Here is a 21,053-nt window from a genome sequence, read left to right on the forward strand (position 1 = left end):
GTGGTCGCCCGTGACCGCAGCGGCGGCAAGATCGCCAGGTCGGTGTCGAGCTGCTCGGAATGTCTGGCCTGGGGCCTGATGTTCGCGCAAGGCGTGTGCTTGGCCTGCTACAACCTTGCCGCCCGCTACCGCGACCACGTCGGGCAGTGTCCCGCCTGCCGACGACAGGTACCGCTCAAGGACGGCTTCTGCCGGCTGTGCTGGTGCCAGGCCCGTCTCGACCGGGCCGCCGACGCCGGAAATGCCCGCGACGCAGTCGTTCTCGCGCCCTACGTGGCGAAGGTCGGCTATCACCAGCTGTTCCTGGCCGATATGTATCGGCCGCAGGCACGCCCGCCCACCCTCGCCCGGCGGCGCGGGGTGAAAGGACGCCCGCTCAAGCCGCCGCCACCGATTGCGCACCGCCCCAGCCCCTTCGGCGCGCAGTTGGTGCTGCTGACCGACCTGTCCCGCACCTACCGCCCCGGCGGCATCGATCTGAGATCGGTTGCCGCCCCGGACAATCCGTGGCTGGCGTGGGCCCTGCACCTGGCGCATTCCCTGGCCGAGATCCACGGGTTCGACCCCATGGTGCGCCGCGCGCTCAACCGGAACCTGATCATGCTGCTGGCCACACACGCCGACGGCGATCGGATACGGGTGTCGGAGTTCCACCAGCTCGTGCGCCGCCGCGGCAACTCGCTGATCCACGTCATCGACGTGCTGTCGAGCATGGGAATCCTCGCCGACGACCGGCCGAAGGTGTTCAACCTCTGGCTCGAGGCCAAGCTCGACGGCCTCGCACCCTCGGTCGCCGACCATATGCACCGCTGGGCGCACGTGTTGCGTGACGGCGGTCCCCGTCGCCATCCCCGCCATCGGGCCACCGCCACCATCTACGTCAACCTGGTACACCCCGCACTGCTGGGCTGGTCGCAGCGCTACGACCACCTGCGCGAGGTCACCCGCGACGACGTCCTCGCCTACCTCGACGAAATCACCGGCCGCACACGCACCAGCACCCTGTCGGCGTTGCGGTCACTGTTCCGATGGGCCAAACACGAGAACCTGATCTTCCGCAACCCCCCTTGCGCCCGCATCCGGCTCTCCACCCCACCCCGCCCGATCTGGCAGCCCCTTACCGCCGCCGAGATCTCGGCCGCCGCGTCGGCCGCCGACACACCGCAGGCCAGGCTGTGTGTCGTGCTGGCCGCTGTGCACGCCGCCCGCCCCTTCACATCCGCGCCCTACAACTCGACGACGTCGACCTGGGCAACCGGCGCCTCACCATCGCAGGCCACACCCGCCCGCTCGGCGAGCTGACTTACCAGGCGCTGTGCGAGTGGCTCGACCACCGGCGCGCCCGATGGCCGCACACCGCCAACCCACACCTGCTGATCAGCAAGGAAAGCGCGCTACGCACCGCACCGGTCAGCACCGCTTTCCTGATGAACCTGCGCGGCCTCACCGCCACGCTCGAACGATTACGCATCGATCGCCAACTCGACGAAGCCCTCACCAGCGGCGGCGACCCCCTGCACCTGGCCGCCGTCTTCGGCATCTCTGACACCACCGCGATCCGCTGGGCCATCAACGCCCGACAACTTATCGACGACACGGCGGTGCCGCACTGAAAATTCTTGATCCCCAAGGAAGTTCAGAAAGTGCGACGGTACCTTGAGTACCGGCCGGGGATCTCCTGGAACTCTAGGGGCAGCGGTCATGTCCTGGCGAGCGGCGGTCGGCTGCCTTGACGGGACCGTACAAGCACACGAAGAACAGCCCGAAGCCGACGGTGAGCATGATGTGTCCCGCTCCCGCCATCTCGGCGAGCGGATCGCTTTCGTCGTCGCCGAGTACGGTCCGGATGCCGATGAGGGCCATGCACAGCACCGTCCATAGGACTCCGGCGTTGTAGACCCAGAGGAACCAGAGGAAGGCGCGGCTCCTCGACAAGGCGAACTGTTTCTCCAGCCCGATCACGATGAGGAAGAACAGCGTTCCCAACGCCAGCAGGTGCGTATGGGTCACCGCTAGTTCGGTTCTTCCGTTGAAATGGTGGGCTTCGGTGAAATTGCGGTAGAAGAGCCCCGACACCAAGCCGAGCGCGGTGTAGCCCACTGCGGAGTAGTAGAGCTGTTTCATCGACGTCGTCCTTAACATCTTGGGAGAATTGGCGGCCCGGGTCGGGCTCGCCCTTGCCAGGTCGGCCGGGCTCGGACGTCATCAGGCGACGTACGTGTCAACCGCCATCCTCTGAAAAGCTTTGGGGTGGGCGCGGGTTCAGCGGCGGGCCGCGCGCCAGGTCGGGGAATCCACGAAATAGTTGTCGTGGACGTCCTGGGTGTCGATGATCTCTTGCCGGGTCGCTTCGCCACGTTCGATACGGCCGAGCAGCCGGAAGTAGTCGAACCGTTCGACGCCTGGGGTCAGTGTGATGAGGAAGCGCACGGCGCTGCCCGGTACCGCGCCGAACGCGTGGACCGTGTGCTTCGGCACGACCAACGCGCTGCCCGCGCCGACGGTGCGGATTTCCTCGTCGGTGAGCACCTGAAGTTCGCCTTCGGTGACATAGAACAGCTCGTGCGAACGAGTGTGATAGTGCGGGCCCGCACCGTCCGCGCCGTCGGTGAGGCGCACTTCCACGGTGCTCAGGGCACCGCCGGTCTGGCTGGCGTCGATCAACAGATGTGCCGCCCACGGCGCGCCGGAACCCCCGATGACCTCGGCGTCGCGGCTGTTGGTGAAGGCCACTCGGTCCATTGCTTGCGTCATGCCCCAACTCCAATAGTTCGTCATCTGATAATTCGCTATGGACGTTCGGCAAGACCGCGTGGATGAGCTGCTGGCGCAATGGCATCGGGAACGCCCGGACCTGCCGACCCAGGCGATGGGCATCTTCGGCCGATTCGGGCGGCTGCTGACGCTCATGGAAGTACAGATCAGCGCGCCGTTCGTGCGCCACGGCTTGCAGAGTGGGGAGTTCGACGTGCTGGCCACTTTGCGCCGCTCGGGACAACCGTTCGAACTCAAGCCGTCCGAGCTGGCCGAGGAGCTCATGATCTCCCGCCCGGCAATGACCGGTCGGCTCGATCGCCTGGAATCCGCCGGACTGGTGCGCCGCATCAGTGACTCCACCGACCGGCGTAGCCTGCGAGTGCAACTCACCCCCAGCGGCCGCGGGCTTATGGAAGAGCTGATCGCCGAACACGCCGACAATGAGGAACGCCTGCTGGAGGTCTTGTCATCCACCCATCGAGACGAACTCGATCAGATCCTGCGCATCCTGCTGGCCAGCGTCGAGGAATAGAGTTCCGGGCCGTGGAGGGCCCTCTCCGGGGCGCGCTTCGCCAGTCCACCCAGAACTCGGGTTCAGTGTGAGGACCCCAGTTGGGCTGATGATCGACGGAATTCATCGGCTTTAGCCCGCACTGGGTTTGACATTGCGGGCGGTCAGGAATACCGGGCCGGTGCGGCGGTCAGGCCGCCGCCCGCGACACCAAACCTTCGGGTTGCTTGCCAACCCAAGTGCACCTACCCCAAAATGGGGCAGGTCCACACTTGGGTTCGCGCTGAAAACACTTGGGTTCCAGGGAACTTCAGGATTTTAGGATCATTCGCGATGCCCGCACTATCTCGCAACGAACGAACTCGTGAAGTGGATCATCATTGCGGCCTTCGGTCTCGGGCTCGTGCTTCTCACCGCTGGGACGTCTGTGCGTCGCTCCCCGACCCCGCAATACCCGAGACACGGTGCAGCAGGCTGAGCACCCTGCGCTCCATCGCCGTTTTGCCGGGATCGTTTTGCGAAGCTGTCGGCACCCGGATTACGCATCACGTTGATATGGGATGCGTCGTAGTAGTGGGTAGGCGAGATCACCGATCACCGTCCGGTAGTCGCCGCCGATCATGTCGCGTACCACGGTCGATGGGAGTCTTGCGTACGCCCGTCTCCCAAGCATGTCCGCGACCTGTCTGTTGATCGACGCCGCGTCGTGCTCCGGACACTGTGGTTGCAGGACATGAACGGCGTCGAGTAGGGCGATGAGCATCACGGTGGGAGGATCGGAAATCCTACGGGTGGGATCGAACAGCTCACGCTCGATATCGCGCCGAGTCGCGACCTTGCTGTCGTAGTCCAGAGTCGGCCAACGCCATCCGGGGAAGACTCCGAATCGGCGCATCGGAACAGCGCAGATGCGCTGCCGCTCGGCGTTGCGTGTCAGGACCCTGTCGAGTTGACGTTGGCGTAGCGCTGCTGCGCGGGGTCCGTGGTCGGGCCGTATCTGCGCGGGAGTGATCGCGCGGAGGTCCGGCGCGGCGTCCAGCTCGAGGGCGACGCCCAGAGCATGCGAGTCGGTGCTGCGATCGACGAGGAACCTCCCGGTGTCGTCGTCCAGGAGCAACCATGCCAGGTCATCGGCGATGGAAGTCATGCCGAACAGGGTGCGCCGGACCCGCTGTGGAGACGCTGAGGCCGGCGGTCGAGGGTCTCAACGGGTTTCTCAGGGGCCTTCCGCAAGCTTGGCGGACGGCCTCGATCGCCGCCGACCTGGCGCGGCTCTCACTCACGACCGCACTGGCGCTTGCTTTGTCGACGGCACGGTGTTTCGCCCGCCCACAGCGACAGCGGTGAGGCTCCCGCTGTCACGAGATCGACATAGTCGTATCGAGGAAGGCGATAGGTCATGATCGGCGGCTATCGATTGAGGGCGGGGTCCTCACGGCCCGCGATATCACGCCGGAGAGGTTGCTGGACATCGGATTTGGTGATGGCGAGGTAGGTGACAAGGGCGAGGATCAGGAGGCCGAGGACGACGACGACAGGGGCGTCGCCCAGGCCGAGGCCGCTGTCGTGGGCGGGTTTGGCGAGCCAGTCGGCGATCGAGGCGCCGAGGGGGCGGGTGATGACGTAGGCGGTCCAGAAGCAGAGGATCGGGTTCCAGCCCAACCAGCGATAGCCGACGGCGGGGATCAGGATCAGGATCGCGAACAATGCCGCCGAGGCGGCATAGCCCAGATGCAGTGTGTAGGCAGTGAAGTCGCCGAGGGCGGTGCCCATGGCGAAGGTGGCGGCGACGGCGGCCCAGTAGAACAGTTCACGCCGAGGGGTGTCGACAGTATGGATCGACAGGGTGTGCTCGGTGCGATACCAGGCGATGAACACGGCGGCGAGCGCGAGAGCGTAGAAGCCGGTGGAGATCGGATAGGGGACGCCGAGCACGACGTGCATGACATCGGCGGCCATGGTGCCGAAGATGCCGACCATCACCACCGCTAGCCAGTAGGTCCACGCCAGGTAGCGGCCGATGCGGAACTGCAGGATCAACGCCGCGACGAACGCGACGAAGCCCAGGACCACCGCGACCTGCGGGTCCATGCTCGTGACCAGGAAGTCCGAACCGGATTCACCCAGGGCCGTGGACAATCCCTTGACGATCCAGAACGCGGCCACGATTTCGGGTACGCGTAGCGCACCGGCTCGGGTGAGCGTCGAGGATGGACGGGTCTGTTCGTTTGTGGAGCTCAAAGCAGGGCCTTTGCAGACGAAAAAGATGGGCACGAAAGCTCGGTATCATCCACGGAGAGTGAAGTATCCGAGGCTGGCGAAACCGATCACGAGGCAGTAGAGAGCGAACGGGGTCAGGGTCTTGGTCTCGAAGTATTTGACCAGGAACTTGACCGAGACATAAGCGAGAATGCCTGCCACGACGGATCCGGCCAGCGCCGGGCCGAGGATGTCGTGGTTGGCGGGCTTGAACAACTCGGGGGTCTTGAGCACTCCGGCCGCGAGGATGACCGGAGTGGCGAGCAGGAAGGCGAAGCGCGCGGCGTCCTCGTGCTTCATGCCCTTGAACAGGCCTGCCACGATGGTGCTGCCCGATCGGCTGATACCAGGGAACAGCGCCGCGATCTGCGCGGAGCCGATGACCATGGCGTCCTTGATACCGAGGCCAGACAGCCGGACGTCCGAGGCGCGGTCGGAGTCGAGAATGGGCAGCACAGTCGTGTCCTGGACAGACCAGTCGGCGGCATGTCTGCTCGGTACGAGCACAGTGGCGCGCTTGTTGTCGCGCTTGCGCAACAGCTCACTGCCGAGCAGCACGAAACCGTTGAGCGCCAAGAAGATCGAGGTCGGGATGGGTGTTCCGAGATAGTTGCGGACCGCCTTCTCGAGTACGAGCCCCGCCAGTCCCACCGGGATGGTGGCCAGTACCAGCAGCACACCCAGACGCGCTTCGGGTGTGCGGATCTTCCTGGTACGCAGTACATCCCACAATCCGCCGAGGATGCGAACCCAGTCGCGCCGGAAGAAGATCACCAGGGCGAGTGCGGTGGCGACGTGCATGGCTACCAGCAGCGCCAGATACGGCGAGTCCTTCGCGGACATGTCGAGGTCGCGGCCCCACTGCCCGCCGATCCAGGCGGGCAGCAGGATGCTGTGCCCGAGGCTCGACACCGGGAAGAGCTCACTCACCCCTTGCAGTGCGCCGACAACGATGGATTCCAGATAAGTGATTGCCATGACGATTCACCCGAGCGCAGTGAGCAGCGTGGCCAGGGCCTGGGCTTCGGCCGTGGGGTCCGGTGTGGTAGCGCGGATCGCGTGCAGGACGTTGTCGATCTGGTGGTCGAGGGTGTCCCAAGCCGTTTTGTTCATCGGCTGCAGGGTGTCTTGGTCTTTGTCCCAGGCGGTTTCGAGGTCCTTTATCCGGGTTTTGGCGTCGGCTTGTTGTCCGGCTTGGACTTTGGCGAGGGTGTCCTGGGTGATGGTGCGGTAGTTCGCGATATTGGCCGCAGGGAAGGGTGAACTCGCTTGGCCGGGTACCGACGCCACGGAAGTGGAAGGACCGGCCGAGGTCTCGTCGTCTCCGGCGGCGTTGGAGTGCGGTTGTCCGGCGGCCCATACCAGCAGTGACCCGGCCAGTACCGCGACGACCGCGTAGTAGCCGAGCATGAGCCGCTCACGTGCCGGGTTCGCGGCGGAAACCGTTGTCACGGTGCCGGTCTGCTGCGCGTCGATGACGTCGGCGCGGGTGCGGGTGAGGTAGATGACGGTGGCCAGGATGGCGGTGAGGAACACGACGCTGGTGGCCGCGGTGCCCAGGCCGAGACCGTGATCGGCACGCGCGGAGGCGAACCAGTCGCCGAGGTTGGCCCCCAGCGGACGGGTGAGGATGTAGGCGAGCCAGAACGACAGCACCGCCCCTGCTCCCAACCGCCGGCCGAGCGCGATGGCGGCGATCAGTCCGGCGGGCAGCAGCACCGACACGCCCGGCCCCCATCCGGTCAGCTGCAGCGTCCAGTCTCCAGCGGCGGTGCCGAGGGCGAAGGTGACCAGAACCGCCAGCCAGTAGAACAATTCGCGCGGCAGGGTGACGATGCTGTGGATGGACAGAGTCCGCTCGCGGGCGAACCAGATCCCGAACACCACGGCCAGGGCCGCGGCGAAGACACTGGTGCTCACCGCGAGTGGCACATTCAGGTTGTCGGTGAGGATGTCGGTGTAAAGGGTGCCGGTCACACTGAGCACGACCACCGTCAGCCAGTACACGAACGGCACATAGCGATTCAGCCGCAGCTGCCAGGCCAGCACCGCGGCGAGCACGACGGTGAACAGCAGTGCCGTGAGGGTCAAGCCCACTCCGAGGGAGGAGTTGATCCAATCGGCGAAACTCTCACCCACGGTGGTGCACAGGATCTTGATGATCCAGAACCACACCGTGACCTCGGGCACCTTGCTCAACAGGCGCCGGGTCGCATCAACCCTGGTATTCGTCATCTCCGTCACGGCGGGAACGGTAGTGATCGAGCGCTGTGACGACGCTGAGAAGCGGCGACTTGCCGTGCCGTCACGTCACTGTTCATCCACACCGGCGCCACTTCGATGGCGTCGACGCAGGACCACGGCGGCCGCGACGGCGATCACCAACGCCGCCAGACCCGCGACGACATAACTGGGGCCGCGCAAGGTGTCCTCGAGGTGATGCCAATTCGCGCCGACTCCGTACCCGGCCACCGCCAGCGCCGCCGTCCACGGCAAACAGCCCGCCAGGGTGTAGACGCCGAACCGGACGGCAGGCATCCCGGCAATGCCCGCGGGCAAGGAGATGAAGGTGCGGATGCCGGGCAGCAGCCGCGCCCAGAACACCGAGGAAGCACCGCGCCGGACGAACCAGTCCTGGGCTCGGTCAATGTCGTCGGCGCGCAGGAAGATGTAGCGGCCCCACCGATGTAGCAGGGGGCGGCCGCCGTAGCGGCCTGCCAGCCAGGCCAGGTAACTGCCGAGCACATTGCCGACGGTGCCGGCGGCGATCACCGCGATGAGATTGGGGTGCGGGCCGCTGACCGCACCTGCGGCCAAGGCGCCACCCAAGAGCATGGTGATTTCGGACGGGATCGGTATGCATGCCGATTCGGCGGCCATGAGCAGCAGGATCGCGGTGAGGCCGTAGGTGAGGATCAGATGCTGCACGGCACCGCCTCGTTCAACGCCAAGAGGTTCGATAGCACCCTGCCACCGTGACAAGGCAGCGCTGAGAACACGCTGAGACCCAGCCCGAGATCCGATCCGGTGCATCGGCTCGGACCAGCCGTTCCACAGTCGGCCGAAGACACGGACACGTCGGCGAGCGTGCGTTTGCCGAATACGCCGTTTCGGGGCGCAGCGCGCCTACTGTGTATATGAGGGCCAAGCAGAACCACCGGGGAGGCGAAAACCGCTGTGCTGCATGAGGACGACAAGAGAGCACTGCACCGGGCTCTGGTGGATCGCGTTCTGAATGGGCAGGGCAGGACATCTACGGACCAGCGCGCCCATGCCTTCCGTAACGCGGATGTTCCCCCGCCTCTGCACGCGCTGATCGACAAGGTCGCCGCCAAGCCGACTCAGGTCACTGACGCGGATTTCGCTGCCGCCAGGGCGGCGGGCTTCAGCGAGGACCAGCTGTTCGAGCTGGTGATATCCGCTGCGGTCGGCCATTCCGCCCGGTTGTATGACGTGGGACTGGCGGCCCTGGCCGAAGCGATCGGCAGCGAGGAGGCCGAGTAGATGCGACTCGACATCCTCAACCACGGTTACCGTCCCGGGACCAAGGTGTTGTTCACGCTCATCCGGGTGTTCTCCGGGCAGCCGCTACCGGATGCGGCCAAGCTGGTCTTCTACCGGCCTGATTTCTACGGCGACCGGGCAAAGAGGTTCACCCACGAGGCGATGCGGGGGCCGTCGGCCTGGTCGGTCGCCGATCGAGAGCTGATGGCGGCCTTCGTGTCGAAGGTCAACGAGTGTGCGTTCTGCGTCGGCGCACACACCGCGACCGCAGGCCGGGCAGACCAGGACGCCGCGAGGGTTCGCGCGGTGCTGGCAGACGTGGAATCGGCCCCCATCCAGGACGGGCTGCGGGCAACACTGCGGATGCTCGCGAAGCTGACCCGGCAAGGAACGGTGAGTGTCGAGGACATGCGGGACGTGCTCGCCGCAGGTGTCACACCGCGGCAGGTCGAAGACGCGCTGGCAGTCTGCGCCGCGTTCAACATCACCAACCGACTCGCCGACGCCTTCGGCTTCGAACAGCTCAGCCCGGCGGGTTACGAGGCAGGAGCCAAGTACCTTCTCCGGCGGGGCTACCGATAGGACCGCGGCGGCCGGTTGCCAAGGGAGGATGACCGGCATGGGCAATGACCAGCAGCAGCACTGGGAAAAGACGTATCGCTCCCACCCCGGTATGTACGGCGACGAACCGTCGGAGGCCGTCCTCCATGCTGTCGACGTTTTCCGGACCGCGGAAGTCGGCGGTGTCCTCGAACTGGGTGCTGGGCACGGACGCGACGCACTGCACCTGGCCCGATCAGGTTTTCATGTCACCGCGACCGATTTCAGTGCGGCCGGGCTGAACCAGCTACGCTCCGCTGCCGAGACGGCGGGACTCGCCACGCAGGTCCGGACCCTCGAGCACGACGCCCGAGAGCCGATCCCGCTGCCCGACAACAGCATTGACGGCGTGTATGCACACATGCTGCTGTGCATGGCACTGTCCACCGATCAGATTCTCGACCTGAGCAAGGAGATCCGCCGGATACTCCGGCCAGGCGGAGTACTTGTCTACACCGTCCGTCATGTCGGCGACGCTCACTACGGCACCGGGATTTCCCACGGCGACGACATCTACGAACACGGCGGGTACGCAGTGCATTTCTTCCCCCGAGCGTTGGTCGATGCGATAGCCGATGGCTGGAATCTGCTCCAGATCCATCGCTTCGAGGAAGGCGAACTACCTCGCCGCCTCTGGCGCATAACCCAAACCTTGCCCATGTGAACGACGCTTCGGATTCCCACGGAGGACTGCCTTCTTACTGACATCCCGCGACGCCACTTCACGGAGACATCATCCGCGGTCGCCGTTGACACGATGCTGCTGGCCGAACTGTCCAGCCCACCCTATCTGCTCACCGCTCCCGACCTCGCCGGAATTCAGCTGTCCTGCATGGTCATTGCCGGCACCCTCAGCCACCCGTCGCTACGCACCATCGCAGCCGTCGTGGCCCGAAACCTGCCCCACAGCCGATTCGTCGAACTCGACGGCTCCGGTCACGTCACCTATTTCGAACGACCTGATCAGTTCGCCCGAAACGTCGCCGCGTTCGCCACCGACCTCAACGAACGCGCCGACGCCGGTCACGACTCGAGACGAAGCATCCGCTGAGCATCGAGCCAAAACCGCTGTTCGACGTGATGGTGACATCGCAGACCAGACCATCTAGCGTTGCAGGAACTCCAGGGTGATACGTTCGAATGCGTCCTTCGCCTCGAGCATGATCCAGTGCCCGCAGTTCGGGAACACATGGAGTTCGGCGTTCGGGATGGTACGCATCGGCAGCAAGGCCATGTCGAGCGGAGTCTGGCGATCATCGCGTCCCCAGGCGAGCAGCGTCGGGCACACCACCTTGTGCATCATCGCCCAGTACGGTGGCCGGTCGGTGTCGGCCAGCATGCGCTGCCGCTCCTCGAAAGCCTTTGTGCCGTACATGGATTTGATCGATTCCAGCGCAGCCGGATCCAGCGCGGTCCGCCAGCGCTCCTCGATCAACTCTTCGGTGACGAGTTCCGAGCTGTACGACATGCACCGTAGCCAGCGGATGAGGTTCTCCCGCGTCGGCTGCTCGGTGAAATCCTGCAGAATCTGCGACCCTTCGCTGAGGGGCTGGGTGAACAGATTCGGTCCCACCCCGCCGACGCAGATGAGCTTGTCGACCCGGCCCGGGTGCCGGATCGCCAGATTCAGCCCGACCACCCCGCCCAGCGAATTCCCGATGACGGAAGCGGAATCGATGCCCAGCGCGTCCATGAAGCGGACCACCGAGTCCAACGCCGTCCACACCGGATTGCCTGCCACCGGATCACTGACCCCGAACCCAGGGAACTCCAGCACATAGCAGTGATACTGCTGCGCGAACGTCCCCAGACTGCCGCGGTAATTCCGCCAACCGCTCACGCCGATCCCGGAACCGTGCAGCATCAACAGCGGCGGCCCGTCACCGGCCTCGTGGTAGCGCAAAACGCCTGCATCCGTGACCACTTCGCGTTTCGTGGTTTCAAAGGCTGTGTCCATGACCCAAAACTAGAACGCGTTCCTAAGATCGACATGTGGAATCAGTAAGGGATATAAGGGATTTCGACCCTCCGATCCGCTGATCAGTGCGATCTACTTGGTTCGCGTTGCCCATCCGCATCAGCGACATAGAGTCGAACCAGCCACGCGGCTCGGCGGACTATCGACGAGCCACGGCCATCTCGGTTCAGCACAGGACCGGGAGCAGAGCAAGCAGGATCGCAATGAGCAGCAACGGAACCGAGAGCCGCTCGACGACGGCATGGGTCCGATCGAGATCGGATTTGGCGTGCGTTCCGTCCGCAGCAGCGCCACGAGCACTGTTTGCGTCACTTGCGGCGCGGCACCCGAGTCACCCATGATCGGACCGATTCTGGAGGAAATATCCAACCAGCCTCGGACGTATTCCAGTCACGTGCCCCGAGAATCTCAGGGTCGTTCCGGATGCGGCGGATTCCGAGTGGGTGTTGGCTCGACAGATGACATCGCCAGCGGCGACAACGCAAGGACGAACAGCACCATGACCACCGCACAGAACGCCCGATGGCACCACTACTGGGACAAGAAGTCACGCTCTTACGACAAGGAGATGGGATTCTGGGACCGCCACGTGTTCGGCGACTCCCGCCCATGGGCCTGCTCGCAGGCCACCGGTGAAGTCCTGGAGGTCGCCATCGGGACCGGCCTCAACATCCCGTTCTACCCAGAAACCGTGCACCTCACCGGAATCGACCTCAGCGACCAGATGTTCGCCATCGCCCGCCACCGCGCCACCGACCTCGGCCGCACCGTCACCCTGCAGCAGGGCGACGCCCACTCGCTACCGTTCCACGACAATTCCTTCGACACCGTGGTGTGCACCTTCGGGCTGTGCGCGATTCCCGACAGCGACACCGCCATCGGCGAAATGCGCCGAGTCTTGCGCCCCGCAGGACATTTGATCCTCGTCGACCACGTCACCAGCAGCTCACGGCCCGCGCGCTGGGTGCAGCGCGCCCTCGAAACAGTCACCGTCCCCCTGGCCGGCGAACACTTCCTGCGCCGCCCGCTGAACACCGTGCGCACCACCGGCTTCGACATCGAACAGACCGAACGCTTCAAACTCGGACTCGTCGAACGCCTCACCGCCCGCAAGACCACCTCGGCCTGATCCTCCACGGGCAGGCCGATTTCGCGAGCCGCGGTCAATCCGTGTCAGGGGTCGGCATCGAACCACCAAAGGCCGCTGATCATTGGTGGCCTGTCGCTCGGCAGGGAGACCCCATTCCCCTCCCTGCCGAGTCAGATCGAACGTCGAACGCAAGCAGCTCACCCGATTCGGCGAGACGTCTCCAATCCAACGAATCGAACCCTGTAACGGGCAGCCGGTTCTTGGCGACGCCGCAGGTAGTGGACACCTCGCCGAGGGTCCTTGCGCGTCAGCAGCCGTTCCGAGGGAGCCGCACGATGACCGTCCTTCTCCGCGGCAGCGGCATGGTCGATGCCCACGATCGCGCAGTACACAACATAGAGGTTCCGCGGCAATCCGTGCACACGCTCAATGTCTTGCTACACGACCGGGACCGAGCCGGATTGAAACTGGTCGTACTCGATAGCGATAACCGACAGCTGTTCTATGGCGTCTCCTCGGCCGCCAGTGCATACCAAGTGCGTGGCGAATTCCAGACACCGGCCGGTAGTCACACACTTCGGATCAGAGTCTCCTCGCCACAGGAGTTCAAAACACAGTTCCACATCGTCGTGGCCGACAACCTCCATGAGCTCTGAGTCCGATATGGCAGCCGTCGACACCAGCCGATTGCCGGCTCGATAACTACTTCTACCTGCGGTCATTCGCGAACTCGCACAAAGAACGAAGCCGGTCCCTCACCGATGTCCGATCGCGTATTCTAGTGCACATGAACACGAGCCTCAGGCTCGTGAACCGGGTTTCCGTGTGCAAGTCCCGCCTCGCGCACAAGAGTTGTTGCGCCGCAACAACTCTCAATCCTTTACAGACAAGAAGCGCAGGTAGAAGCCGCGCCAAGTCTCCAATATGCAGGGGCCGCTCCCACGCCTTGCGGCGCCCCCTTCACCCTGCTCGACTAGCTGTCGCGATAGTGGCCGCCGCTTCGGGCGAACAAGTAGCTACCAGCCGCGTCGGCGCTCCTCTCTATGTGCGTCAGGTCCTGGAGTGCCAACCCGCGCAACCGCGTCCATGAATCCGTCCAGCACCCGAAGGGCTGTGGCTATGGTGTGGTCATGCTCAGCGCGAACAATCACAATGACCTGCTGTTGTCGATGATGGTCACGCTGATCGGGAGCGAGAACCAGGCTGGCGACGGCCCCGACTTGGAGCCCTCCAAGGCTGCGTTCGAGTGCACCACAGGAGATTTCAGGGCAAAGTTCACTGCCGCGGTGCAAGCCCGGATAGCTCAGTTGGCTGTTCCCGAGGTGTATGTCGACCTGCCGGAACGTCCACAGGACCTCCGCAAGCCGGAGCTCGACGCATTGGTGCGGCCCGCAGCCGACGGGTTCCTTCGCTCGCACCCGAATCGGGACGAATTGCTGGACCAAGTTGATCGGATCCGGCGGCGACAGGAGAAACGCCCAGACTGGATCCCACGCGTGGATCGAAACGGTAGGCCGCTCCCTGACGGTGGATCGGACTCGTCGGCGACACGGCCTTGCCCCGGACGACTCTTGGTGATCACGGCTCTCGACGAACTCGGAGACATCCCGGTCCTGCTCCCCACCGAGCACGACGAGCGACCGGAGTTGAAAATGTCACCCGATGGCGCTGGTGCGTGGGAGGCCGCACTGTATGCAGCCTTGGGTATCGCCGCCGACAACGGGTACACGACTGTTTCGATAGACGCACGGGCGAACGAGGCATTGGTTCCCGAGAGCGTCCGGTGGTGGCCGAGCGACCCGGAGCGGCCAGTAGCTGCGTCCGAGGATCCGGGTGCTGCCAGTGAGTTGCTGGCCACTTCACCGACGCTTGGTGGGTTTCCGGTCAGCGACAACACGTGGGAGTCCTGTGAAGCGGTTACCGTCGCGGTAGGAGCCGCGGCCGATTGGCGGTACAGCGCACGCTGGTCCCTCGAGACCTGGGACCCAGGAGACGGGCTGGGTACATTGGCGACCGCACGAGCATCCATCGGTGCATGGGTGGAGAACGGGCGCAGCGGGTTGATCGTGTTCGTGTTCGGTGGGGCGTTACACGAAACCGAAGGCCTGTTCGGCGTCCCCGCAACACTCCACAGCTACCTACTGTCGGTGAGTCGGTCTGCCGACGGCACAGATGCTGTGGATGCGGTCCACCGAGTCATCCTGTCGTGTCCAGGTGAGTTTTGGTGCCATCGCGGCGGCTGCCCAGAGGTCGCATCGCTTTCGTCAATCGCTGCGCTTGCTCCGGTTATCACTGCCGGTGAAGTCGGCAGCTTGGCCGCCGGTGTCGGCTGGGCCAGCGAGGGCTACGACCGCTTGTACGGCACGGGCTGCGCGAATGAGTTCGCGGAGGACGTCCTGGGTATCACGGAGGAGGTCCTCTCGAGTTCCGGTTGGGTCAAGTTGACCCGTTGGGAATGGGAGGGAGGCCTCGTGGATGCCCTGTTGCGCCGCGGCGAGCACTGCTTGACCGCTTCGTACGATCCGGTCACCCGCCAGGTCCGGCTGCTCGATGGCAGAGACGAACTCGAGGCCATGCTCGAAGTGCTGGCGGACGACGGGATACTGGTCGACAGCGATGGCGAGAATCCGATCGATACGAGCGAGACCGCACTCGAGCACTGGGGCGCGGAACTACTCTCCGCAGCAAAGGATTTGCTGTCCGGGCAGATTAGTGTTCTGCCGGAGTCGACCCTGCCGATCCAAGCGACTGTATTGGGACTGCACCCGATGGCGGACGGAACGCTTCGCGGCCCAGGCTCGGTAACCCTCGCCGAAAAGCAACTCACAGTCCTACTGCGGACGGCGGGTGTGCTCAACTCAGGCGAATGATGGGGGATGTTCCCCGCCACACAAGTTCTCGATGATATGGGGATTTCCAGAAAGCAGCTTCGTGCCGACTGCTTCCTGCGCCAGTCGATATCCAGACTGCAGAAGTTCCAAAACCCGTGCGCGATGCGGCGGCGGCAACCACTCCGCGAGTCTGGTCGCTTCTTCCTCGGGCACCACCGGCTTGCTCGGACGGGGCGTTCCGGCGGACAGCAGTGCGGCGTACAGCTCGGCCGCCGGGGTCACCGGTGGTAGCCCTGTCGCGACGGCCAAGAGGTTGGCGTTCAAAGGGATACGCAAACCGACAGCGTCGATATCGCCGAAGTAGAGAATGGTCGCGAACCGGCTATCCAGCTCTCGGATCGAGAGTACCGACGCTTCGAACGCAGCTCCCGCACCCCAGCCGAGCACCCCGATCCGACCCTCGCGTCCATGGAGTAACCGGGCCAATGAGTCGAATGTGTCGCAGTTCTCGACAACCAGCAACGTGTCGCCGTTGCCGACGACGCGGGTCACCAACGGCGGAACGACTCTGCGCACCCTGAATAGATCTGTTGTAAGTCGTTCCGGCCCGGCAAGATTGGTTAGCATCAACCGATCGAGTAGCTTCTCGTCTCCGAAGATCTCCAGCGAGCGTTCTCGCATCGGAACGACCAGATCGTCACGCTCTCGGTGGAGCCATCGGTTGATCGCGGTCAGCCTGTCGAACTGCGTCGGCGACACTCCCGCGACGCGTTCGGCCCACGCCAGGTCGGGATGCCAACGGGTCTCTCGCACTATGGGTTCAGGCTCGAGTTCGCGGACGGCGGTCACGAATCGCGGCAGTGGAGGGTGCTCGGAACGATCGAACGATTTGAGTGCGGGAAGGACAATCACGCCGACAGCCGCGAGTTCATCGAGCAGGTTGGCCAGGTCGGTTCGACGCCGAGGATCCAGCCTGTGCGCGGGATCGACCTCGTCGAGTAGTCGCCACAGCTCTGCTCCGAGAATCCGGACTCTGGGCCAGTCATGGATCAGATCGGCCAGACGCTGCGCCCGAACCGACAGCGTCATGGATTCGACATCCCTTCCGCCGGAAGCCTATAGACCCTGGTCGCGGCGATTCGCCCGATGCCATCCGGCTCGCCCAGGGCACTGAGGTCACGTTTGATCATCGAGTCCACGGAGAGGTGTTTGAGTCCTGCTCGCAGGTCGGCGTCGTTGCGCAACCTGATGATCAGTGGGAAAGCACTGAGCGCCCCGGCATCGAACAGCCCGGTGGTGTAGACGAGTTGCACACCCAGTGCCGCCGCGACGGCGAATTGCAGCTCGAGCAGGTAGCCGGCGGACGCTCGGCCAATGGGGTTGTCCAAGAACAGAACCCCGGAGTGACGGTGGCGAACCCGGCCACGGTCATTGGCACGCAATGCGGCCAGCGTGCAATACAGGACGATCGCCGCGGTGAGCTGCTGGCCTCCGGAGAACACATCGTGGATCTCGGAGACCCGAACACGTTCGGTTCGCAGCACCGCGTCCGGCTTCAGCATTTCGACCCGGAAGCCCTTCGGCACCGCCGCGTGCACACCACGCAACAGCAGACTCTTGCCGTCTCGTTTGGGAGCGCCCCTGTCACCGCTGAGGGTCGAGACCTCATCGACCATCTCCGCAATCCGTTCGGGTACGGCGCTTTCCGATGGCTCGTCGAACTTAATTCGGAGGAACTCCTGCCCCGCCCAGTCGCCGAGATCCTTGGGCAGGCGGGACAACCGCTGCGCGGATCTCAGGGTGCGCAGGGCGCTGTCGACCAAGCCGGTCAACCGCAGCACGATATTGCTCCGGTACCGGTCGATCTGCTCGAGTTCGTCGGTCAGCGAGCGCAATCGCGGTCGTAGCGCGATGCTCCACTCGGCCGCGTAAGTGGGCAGGTCTTCGCGCTTGGTCGCGGTGATCTGACGATGCACAGGGCTGGTCATGCCCGAGAATCGTGGCTCCGCGGCGTATTGCGCGAGCTCGTCAGCGGCTCGACGGACGTCTTTCTCCGCCGCTTCCAGCAGATTCTTCGCTGCGATCAGATCGGTGCGAACTGCGGCCCGCCGCTCACGCGCGAGCGCCAGGTCACCGGCGAACGGACTCGCGTCGTTCGATGGCAACTCCGTCGGTTCAACTTCGAGCAAGGAGTCGAGGACGGAACCGAAGCCCTCCAGGGCACCTCGAATGTTGTCGACATCCTCCTGCGCGCCGATCCTCGAGCCCTTGATCACGTCGAATCGTTCACGAGCGGCCTCGAATTCACGCTGCGCCGCTGCGATCAACTGCTCACCGTGATCGATGTCGTTCGGCCGCCCGAAAGGCTCGAGCGAGCGATCTTGCGGAGTGAACTGCTCGAATTTGGTGCGCAGCGCACCGACCTGCATTCGGATCCGGCCGAGCTCGTCCTCCAACCGGGCGGCCGCCGAACCGGTCCGCCGTGCGGCGGCCGCCCGCGCCGCAGCGTCGGCTCCATCCGGCGAAGCGAGAAGTTCGTCGGCGAGGTTCCGGATCTCCGCCGCAATGCCTTCGACCACAGCGCGTGCCCGAGCCTCATCGGACTCCGACGACTCCATGTCGGCACGCAGGTCTGCGCCCACCGCCACCCGGGCGTATGCCTGCGCCGCGTGCTGTGCGGCGCTGCGCAGTTCGTCCAGGGCCTGCTCGGGAACCGGATCGGCGTCGCTCACCGTCCCGGCACCGAGCACCTCGCCGAGTTCGGCGCGGCATCGGTCCGCGGTGCGTCGTTGTTCGTCCGCCTCCTGTATCTGGGCGTCACCGCGGGCCCGGCAGTCGTCAGCACGCTGTGCGGCCTCATCAGCCTGGGCCTCGGCCTCGTCGGCTTGGCGTAGGCATTCGGCAACCGCGTCGGCCCAGCCGTCGAGGTGCGCGACCGTCTCCGCCAGGCGATCGAGCACATCGGCGCGTTCCCGTGCCGCACGCTCATCGTCTCGCAAGGTCGGAATCCGTGAATTATGCCCGCTCTCAGCCTCTTCGGCCGCTCCATGTCGCTGGCCCGCGGTGTCGACCGCGAGATCGGCCTGCTCGAGCGCCAACTCGGCCGCGTTCCATTCCTCGATGAGCAGACTCACCGCGCCCGGTGGGTATCGGGTCCGGAACGAATCAAGTCGGCGAACCAGTTCCTCGTCGGCCGATTTCTGTCGCCGCAAGTCGGCGAGGCGGTCCTCAGTGTTGCGGCGGCGGACGGTGAGTGCGACTCGTTCGGCTTCGGCCTCCTCCTCGTCATACATCGCCGGGTTCGGCTGTACGACGAACGAAGCCCTCGCCGGTGGAGTCAACTCACCGCTCATCGCGGCAGTCGTACCAACCGCGACGATCGTCTTCGGCAGCAGTCGCGCGGATTCGAGGACGTCACGCGCCTGCTCTAGTTTGCCGGAGTCGTTCAGCACAACGCCACCCACCAGCTCTGGATGCTGTTCGAGCACTTGATCGCGAGTGCCGGGGGCCATCTCGGCCAGATACTGCCAACCGGACCAGGCGGTGATTCCCGCGGAGGCCAACGCCTCCACCGTCTGACTCACCTCTGCGATAGGAGGCAACAGCCCGCCTTTACCGAGGGCTTCCAGCACCCGTCTGTCGGCGGCATCCACCATGCTGAGATCGGTGATCTCCCGGTCGTGGGCTTGCAGCGCCGTCGCGAGGCGCTCGAGCAGTTCGAGGGTGTCGCTGTCCAAATGAATGCTGTCGGTCCCGAGCAGCTCGGCGAGCCGGACCTCCCCGGCCAGCCGATCCCGTGTCGCCTGCGCTTCGTCCGCTGCTCTCGCAGCCCGCTCCGCAGTCTCGGACGCTCCGGCGGCCAATCGACGAAAATCTTCCAATTCATCACGACGAGCGCGTGTTTCGCCAGCGAGTCGTTGCGCTTCGGCCCATGCTCCGTCGAAAGCGGCCTTCGCTTCGTCGGCCAGGCCGCGGGCGTTCTCGGCCGCCACCGTCGGATCGTCGTCGCTGGCCATCCACCCCGAGCGGATGTGCTCGGTCACGGTGGCGCGGACCTCCGTGATCCTCGCCTCGAAGCCTGCGGCCTGCGCCAAAAGAGCAGCCGCCGACCGCTGCGATGACGCGCACTGATCGCGCTCCGCGCTCTCCTTCTCTCGCCACGAATCCGCCGCGCGCTTCGCGGATGCCGCCGCCGCGTCGGCAATGCTTGCCGTGTGCAACAGACCACGGGCGAAGGCCCGCGCTGTCGTGTCCCGTTCCTCGAGTGCGGGACGGGCGACCCCCTCCTGCTCACCGACGAGTCGGCGCAATCGCTCGGCCTTCGCGGACGCGGTCCGCGCGTGCAATACGGCTTCGGTCGCCTGCCAGGCATCGACGCGTTCCCGGGTCCGTGTCAGTTCGTCCTTGGTCAGCGCCTGCTGATTCTCGGCTCGGCGCAGACGAAGCTCGGCGACAAGGCGTTTCAGCTCCAACACAATCGCGTTCAACCGGCTGACGTCGCGGTCCGCCTGTTGTTCCTGACCGGACAGCTCCGTCAGCCGCCCTTGTGTGATCTCGAGCCTGTCGGTCTCCAGCCGGTGGCGCGACGAAATCGAACCACGGAACCGTCTGGCCGCTACCAGGGTCTCGGACTCGATCTGGCGCGCGACGTCCGCCTGCTCGGCACACCCGGCCAGTGACGTGAGCAGATCAATCGCCCCGCTGACGAAATCTCGCTCGACCGATAGGGTTCCGCGTTCGGCCAGTTTCCGCAAGTACCCTTCGAACACCTCCGCCAGCAAGTTCGGGTCCTCATCGTCCACCACCGCTCGCAGGAGGAAGTCGACGAACGCGTCATCACTCTTGAAGGTGAAAGCATCGGCCGCCTCCCCCTCGCCGGCGTTCATGGCCCGCTGATAACGGAACAGCTCAGGGTCCAAACCCAGGTTCCCCAGCCGATCCGTCCAGTCTTTGGGGCCGGTCGCCCAGACGGCTTGGAGTTCCGGTTCACGACGGTTCGCCTCGGTCAGCCGTTCCCGGAATCCGGACAACGTCACTCGGCGACCGTTGTCGCTGAACGGCATGGTGTCGACATCGAGCAGCACGGAAGGCCGGAACGAATACCAGGCGTCGACGAGCTTTGCCGGATCGGAGGAGACCATGTGCCCCCGCCATTCTGATACCTTTCCCGTCACCACCCGCGCACCGGTCTCACTGTGCTGCCATTCGAGCAGAACGTGGGCGACGTCACCGGCACCCACGAAATTCTCGAGGACACGGGTGTTGGTGGTTCCGACGACCTGCCGTCTACCGGGCAGGAGCACGGAGAAGATCAGCTTGATCAGCACCGATTTCCCGCCGCCGTTCTCGAGGAAGAGCACTGTCGCGGGCGCGGGCCGACGGGGCGGCGACGCCGATTCCACCCCGAACAATGCCTCCTGAACGGGGACCTGAACCAGTGCACCGGCATCCCGAAGGTCCAGGGTGACATCCGAATAGCGGGCTCCGGCCGGACCTACCGAAAACAGGCGCACACGCCGCAAT

General features: G+C 64.8%; 20 protein-coding genes. 10 read left to right on the forward strand and 10 right to left on the reverse strand.

The features are described 5' to 3' along the window. Entirely contained in the window at positions 1 to 1,302 is a 1,302-nt protein-coding gene (locus ACH438_RS29125; protein WP_397010868.1) for a hypothetical protein, read from the forward strand. Between the two features lie 125 nt (positions 1,303 to 1,427). Continuing rightward, the gene (locus ACH438_RS29130) at positions 1,428 to 1,613 is read left to right on the forward strand and encodes a hypothetical protein (RefSeq protein ID WP_397010870.1); all 186 of its coding nucleotides are present in this window, start codon (positions 1,428 to 1,430) and stop codon (positions 1,611 to 1,613) included. Between the two features lie 73 nt (positions 1,614 to 1,686). Here the strand turns inward: ACH438_RS29130 and ACH438_RS29135 are convergent, their stop codons facing one another. Both ACH438_RS29135 and ACH438_RS29140 read right to left on the reverse strand, forming a co-directional pair. Continuing rightward, positions 1,687 to 2,124, reverse strand: coding sequence for a DUF2871 domain-containing protein (locus ACH438_RS29135; RefSeq protein ID WP_397010872.1), 438 nt, complete (start codon positions 2,122 to 2,124; stop codon positions 1,687 to 1,689). A gap of 138 nt (positions 2,125 to 2,262) precedes the next feature. Next, positions 2,263 to 2,754 (reverse strand): cupin domain-containing protein, encoded by a 492-nt coding sequence (locus ACH438_RS29140; RefSeq protein WP_397010874.1) that lies wholly within the window; start codon positions 2,752 to 2,754, stop codon positions 2,263 to 2,265. Positions 2,755 to 2,791: 37 nt separating this feature from the next. On the opposite strand from ACH438_RS29140, the gene ACH438_RS29145 reads away from it, so the two are divergent. Continuing rightward, positions 2,792 to 3,289 carry a MarR family winged helix-turn-helix transcriptional regulator gene (locus ACH438_RS29145; RefSeq protein ID WP_397010876.1) on the forward strand — a complete coding sequence of 166 codons (498 nt, stop codon included), beginning with the start codon at positions 2,792 to 2,794 and terminating at the stop codon, positions 3,287 to 3,289. Positions 3,290 to 3,806: 517 nt separating this feature from the next. Here the strand turns inward: ACH438_RS29145 and ACH438_RS29150 are convergent. The 5 genes from ACH438_RS29150 to ACH438_RS29170 form a co-directional block, all read right to left on the reverse strand. Further along, positions 3,807 to 4,415 carry a GPP34 family phosphoprotein gene (locus tag ACH438_RS29150; RefSeq protein WP_397010878.1) on the reverse strand — a complete coding sequence of 203 codons (609 nt, stop codon included), beginning with the start codon at positions 4,413 to 4,415 and terminating at the stop codon, positions 3,807 to 3,809. Positions 4,416 to 4,678: 263 nt separating this feature from the next. Then, complete coding sequence (locus ACH438_RS29155; protein WP_397010880.1) at positions 4,679 to 5,509, reverse strand: hypothetical protein; 831 nt, start codon at positions 5,507 to 5,509, stop codon at positions 4,679 to 4,681. Positions 5,510 to 5,554: 45 nt separating this feature from the next. Continuing rightward, complete coding sequence (locus ACH438_RS29160) at positions 5,555 to 6,511, reverse strand: undecaprenyl-diphosphate phosphatase (protein WP_397011501.1); 957 nt, start codon at positions 6,509 to 6,511, stop codon at positions 5,555 to 5,557. Further along, on the reverse strand, positions 6,512 to 7,762 hold the full coding sequence (locus ACH438_RS29165; protein WP_397011503.1) for a hypothetical protein: 1,251 nt from the start codon (positions 7,760 to 7,762) through the stop codon (positions 6,512 to 6,514). A 75-nt stretch (positions 7,763 to 7,837) separates the two neighbouring features. Continuing rightward, positions 7,838 to 8,455 carry a DedA family protein gene (locus tag ACH438_RS29170; protein ID WP_397010882.1) on the reverse strand — a complete coding sequence of 206 codons (618 nt, stop codon included), beginning with the start codon at positions 8,453 to 8,455 and terminating at the stop codon, positions 7,838 to 7,840. Positions 8,456 to 8,704: 249 nt separating this feature from the next. Here ACH438_RS29170 and ACH438_RS29175 point away from each other — a divergent pair, with 249 nt between their 5' ends. From ACH438_RS29175 to ACH438_RS29190, 4 genes are all read left to right on the forward strand, one after another. Further along, positions 8,705 to 9,031 carry a hypothetical protein gene (locus ACH438_RS29175; RefSeq protein ID WP_397010884.1) on the forward strand — a complete coding sequence of 109 codons (327 nt, stop codon included), beginning with the start codon at positions 8,705 to 8,707 and terminating at the stop codon, positions 9,029 to 9,031. Further along, positions 9,032 to 9,613, forward strand: coding sequence for a carboxymuconolactone decarboxylase family protein (locus ACH438_RS29180; protein WP_397010886.1), 582 nt, complete (start codon positions 9,032 to 9,034; stop codon positions 9,611 to 9,613). A 37-nt stretch (positions 9,614 to 9,650) separates the two neighbouring features. Next, positions 9,651 to 10,295 (forward strand): methyltransferase domain-containing protein, encoded by a 645-nt coding sequence (locus tag ACH438_RS29185; RefSeq protein WP_397010888.1) that lies wholly within the window; start codon positions 9,651 to 9,653, stop codon positions 10,293 to 10,295. A gap of 93 nt (positions 10,296 to 10,388) precedes the next feature. After that, a complete protein-coding gene (locus ACH438_RS29190; protein WP_397010890.1) occupies positions 10,389 to 10,682 on the forward strand; it encodes an alpha/beta fold hydrolase in 294 nt (97 codons plus the stop codon). 54 nt (positions 10,683 to 10,736) lie between these two features. Here ACH438_RS29190 and ACH438_RS29195 read toward each other — a convergent pair whose 3' ends face one another. Continuing rightward, complete coding sequence (locus ACH438_RS29195) at positions 10,737 to 11,588, reverse strand: alpha/beta fold hydrolase (RefSeq protein WP_397010892.1); 852 nt, start codon at positions 11,586 to 11,588, stop codon at positions 10,737 to 10,739. Between the two features lie 520 nt (positions 11,589 to 12,108). Here ACH438_RS29195 and ACH438_RS29200 point away from each other — a divergent pair. From ACH438_RS29200 to ACH438_RS29210, 3 genes are all read left to right on the forward strand, one after another. Next, positions 12,109 to 12,738: a class I SAM-dependent methyltransferase gene (locus ACH438_RS29200; protein ID WP_397010894.1), complete on the forward strand. Its 630-nt coding sequence runs from the start codon at positions 12,109 to 12,111 to the stop codon at positions 12,736 to 12,738. Between the two features lie 296 nt (positions 12,739 to 13,034). After that, positions 13,035 to 13,355 carry a hypothetical protein gene (locus ACH438_RS29205; RefSeq protein ID WP_397010896.1) on the forward strand — a complete coding sequence of 107 codons (321 nt, stop codon included), beginning with the start codon at positions 13,035 to 13,037 and terminating at the stop codon, positions 13,353 to 13,355. A gap of 474 nt (positions 13,356 to 13,829) precedes the next feature. After that, the gene (locus ACH438_RS29210; RefSeq protein ID WP_397010898.1) at positions 13,830 to 15,569 is read left to right on the forward strand and encodes a hypothetical protein; all 1,740 of its coding nucleotides are present in this window, start codon (positions 13,830 to 13,832) and stop codon (positions 15,567 to 15,569) included. On the opposite strand, the gene ACH438_RS29215 is transcribed toward ACH438_RS29210, so the two are convergent. Both ACH438_RS29215 and ACH438_RS29220 read right to left on the reverse strand, forming a co-directional pair. Beyond that, positions 15,558 to 16,619 carry a Wadjet anti-phage system protein JetD domain-containing protein gene (locus tag ACH438_RS29215; RefSeq protein ID WP_397010900.1) on the reverse strand — a complete coding sequence of 354 codons (1,062 nt, stop codon included), beginning with the start codon at positions 16,617 to 16,619 and terminating at the stop codon, positions 15,558 to 15,560. The two genes, ACH438_RS29210 and ACH438_RS29215, sit on opposite strands and share 12 nt — an antisense overlap. Beyond that, entirely contained in the window at positions 16,616 to 21,052 is a 4,437-nt protein-coding gene (locus tag ACH438_RS29220; RefSeq protein WP_397010902.1) for a hypothetical protein, read from the reverse strand. Before ACH438_RS29220 ends, ACH438_RS29215 begins: the two co-directional genes overlap by 4 nt. Position 21,053 lies beyond the last annotated feature (1 nt).

This window comes from Nocardia sp. NPDC020380, assembly GCF_044386975.1.
In the GTDB taxonomy this organism is placed as follows: domain Bacteria; phylum Actinomycetota; class Actinomycetes; order Mycobacteriales; family Mycobacteriaceae; genus Nocardia.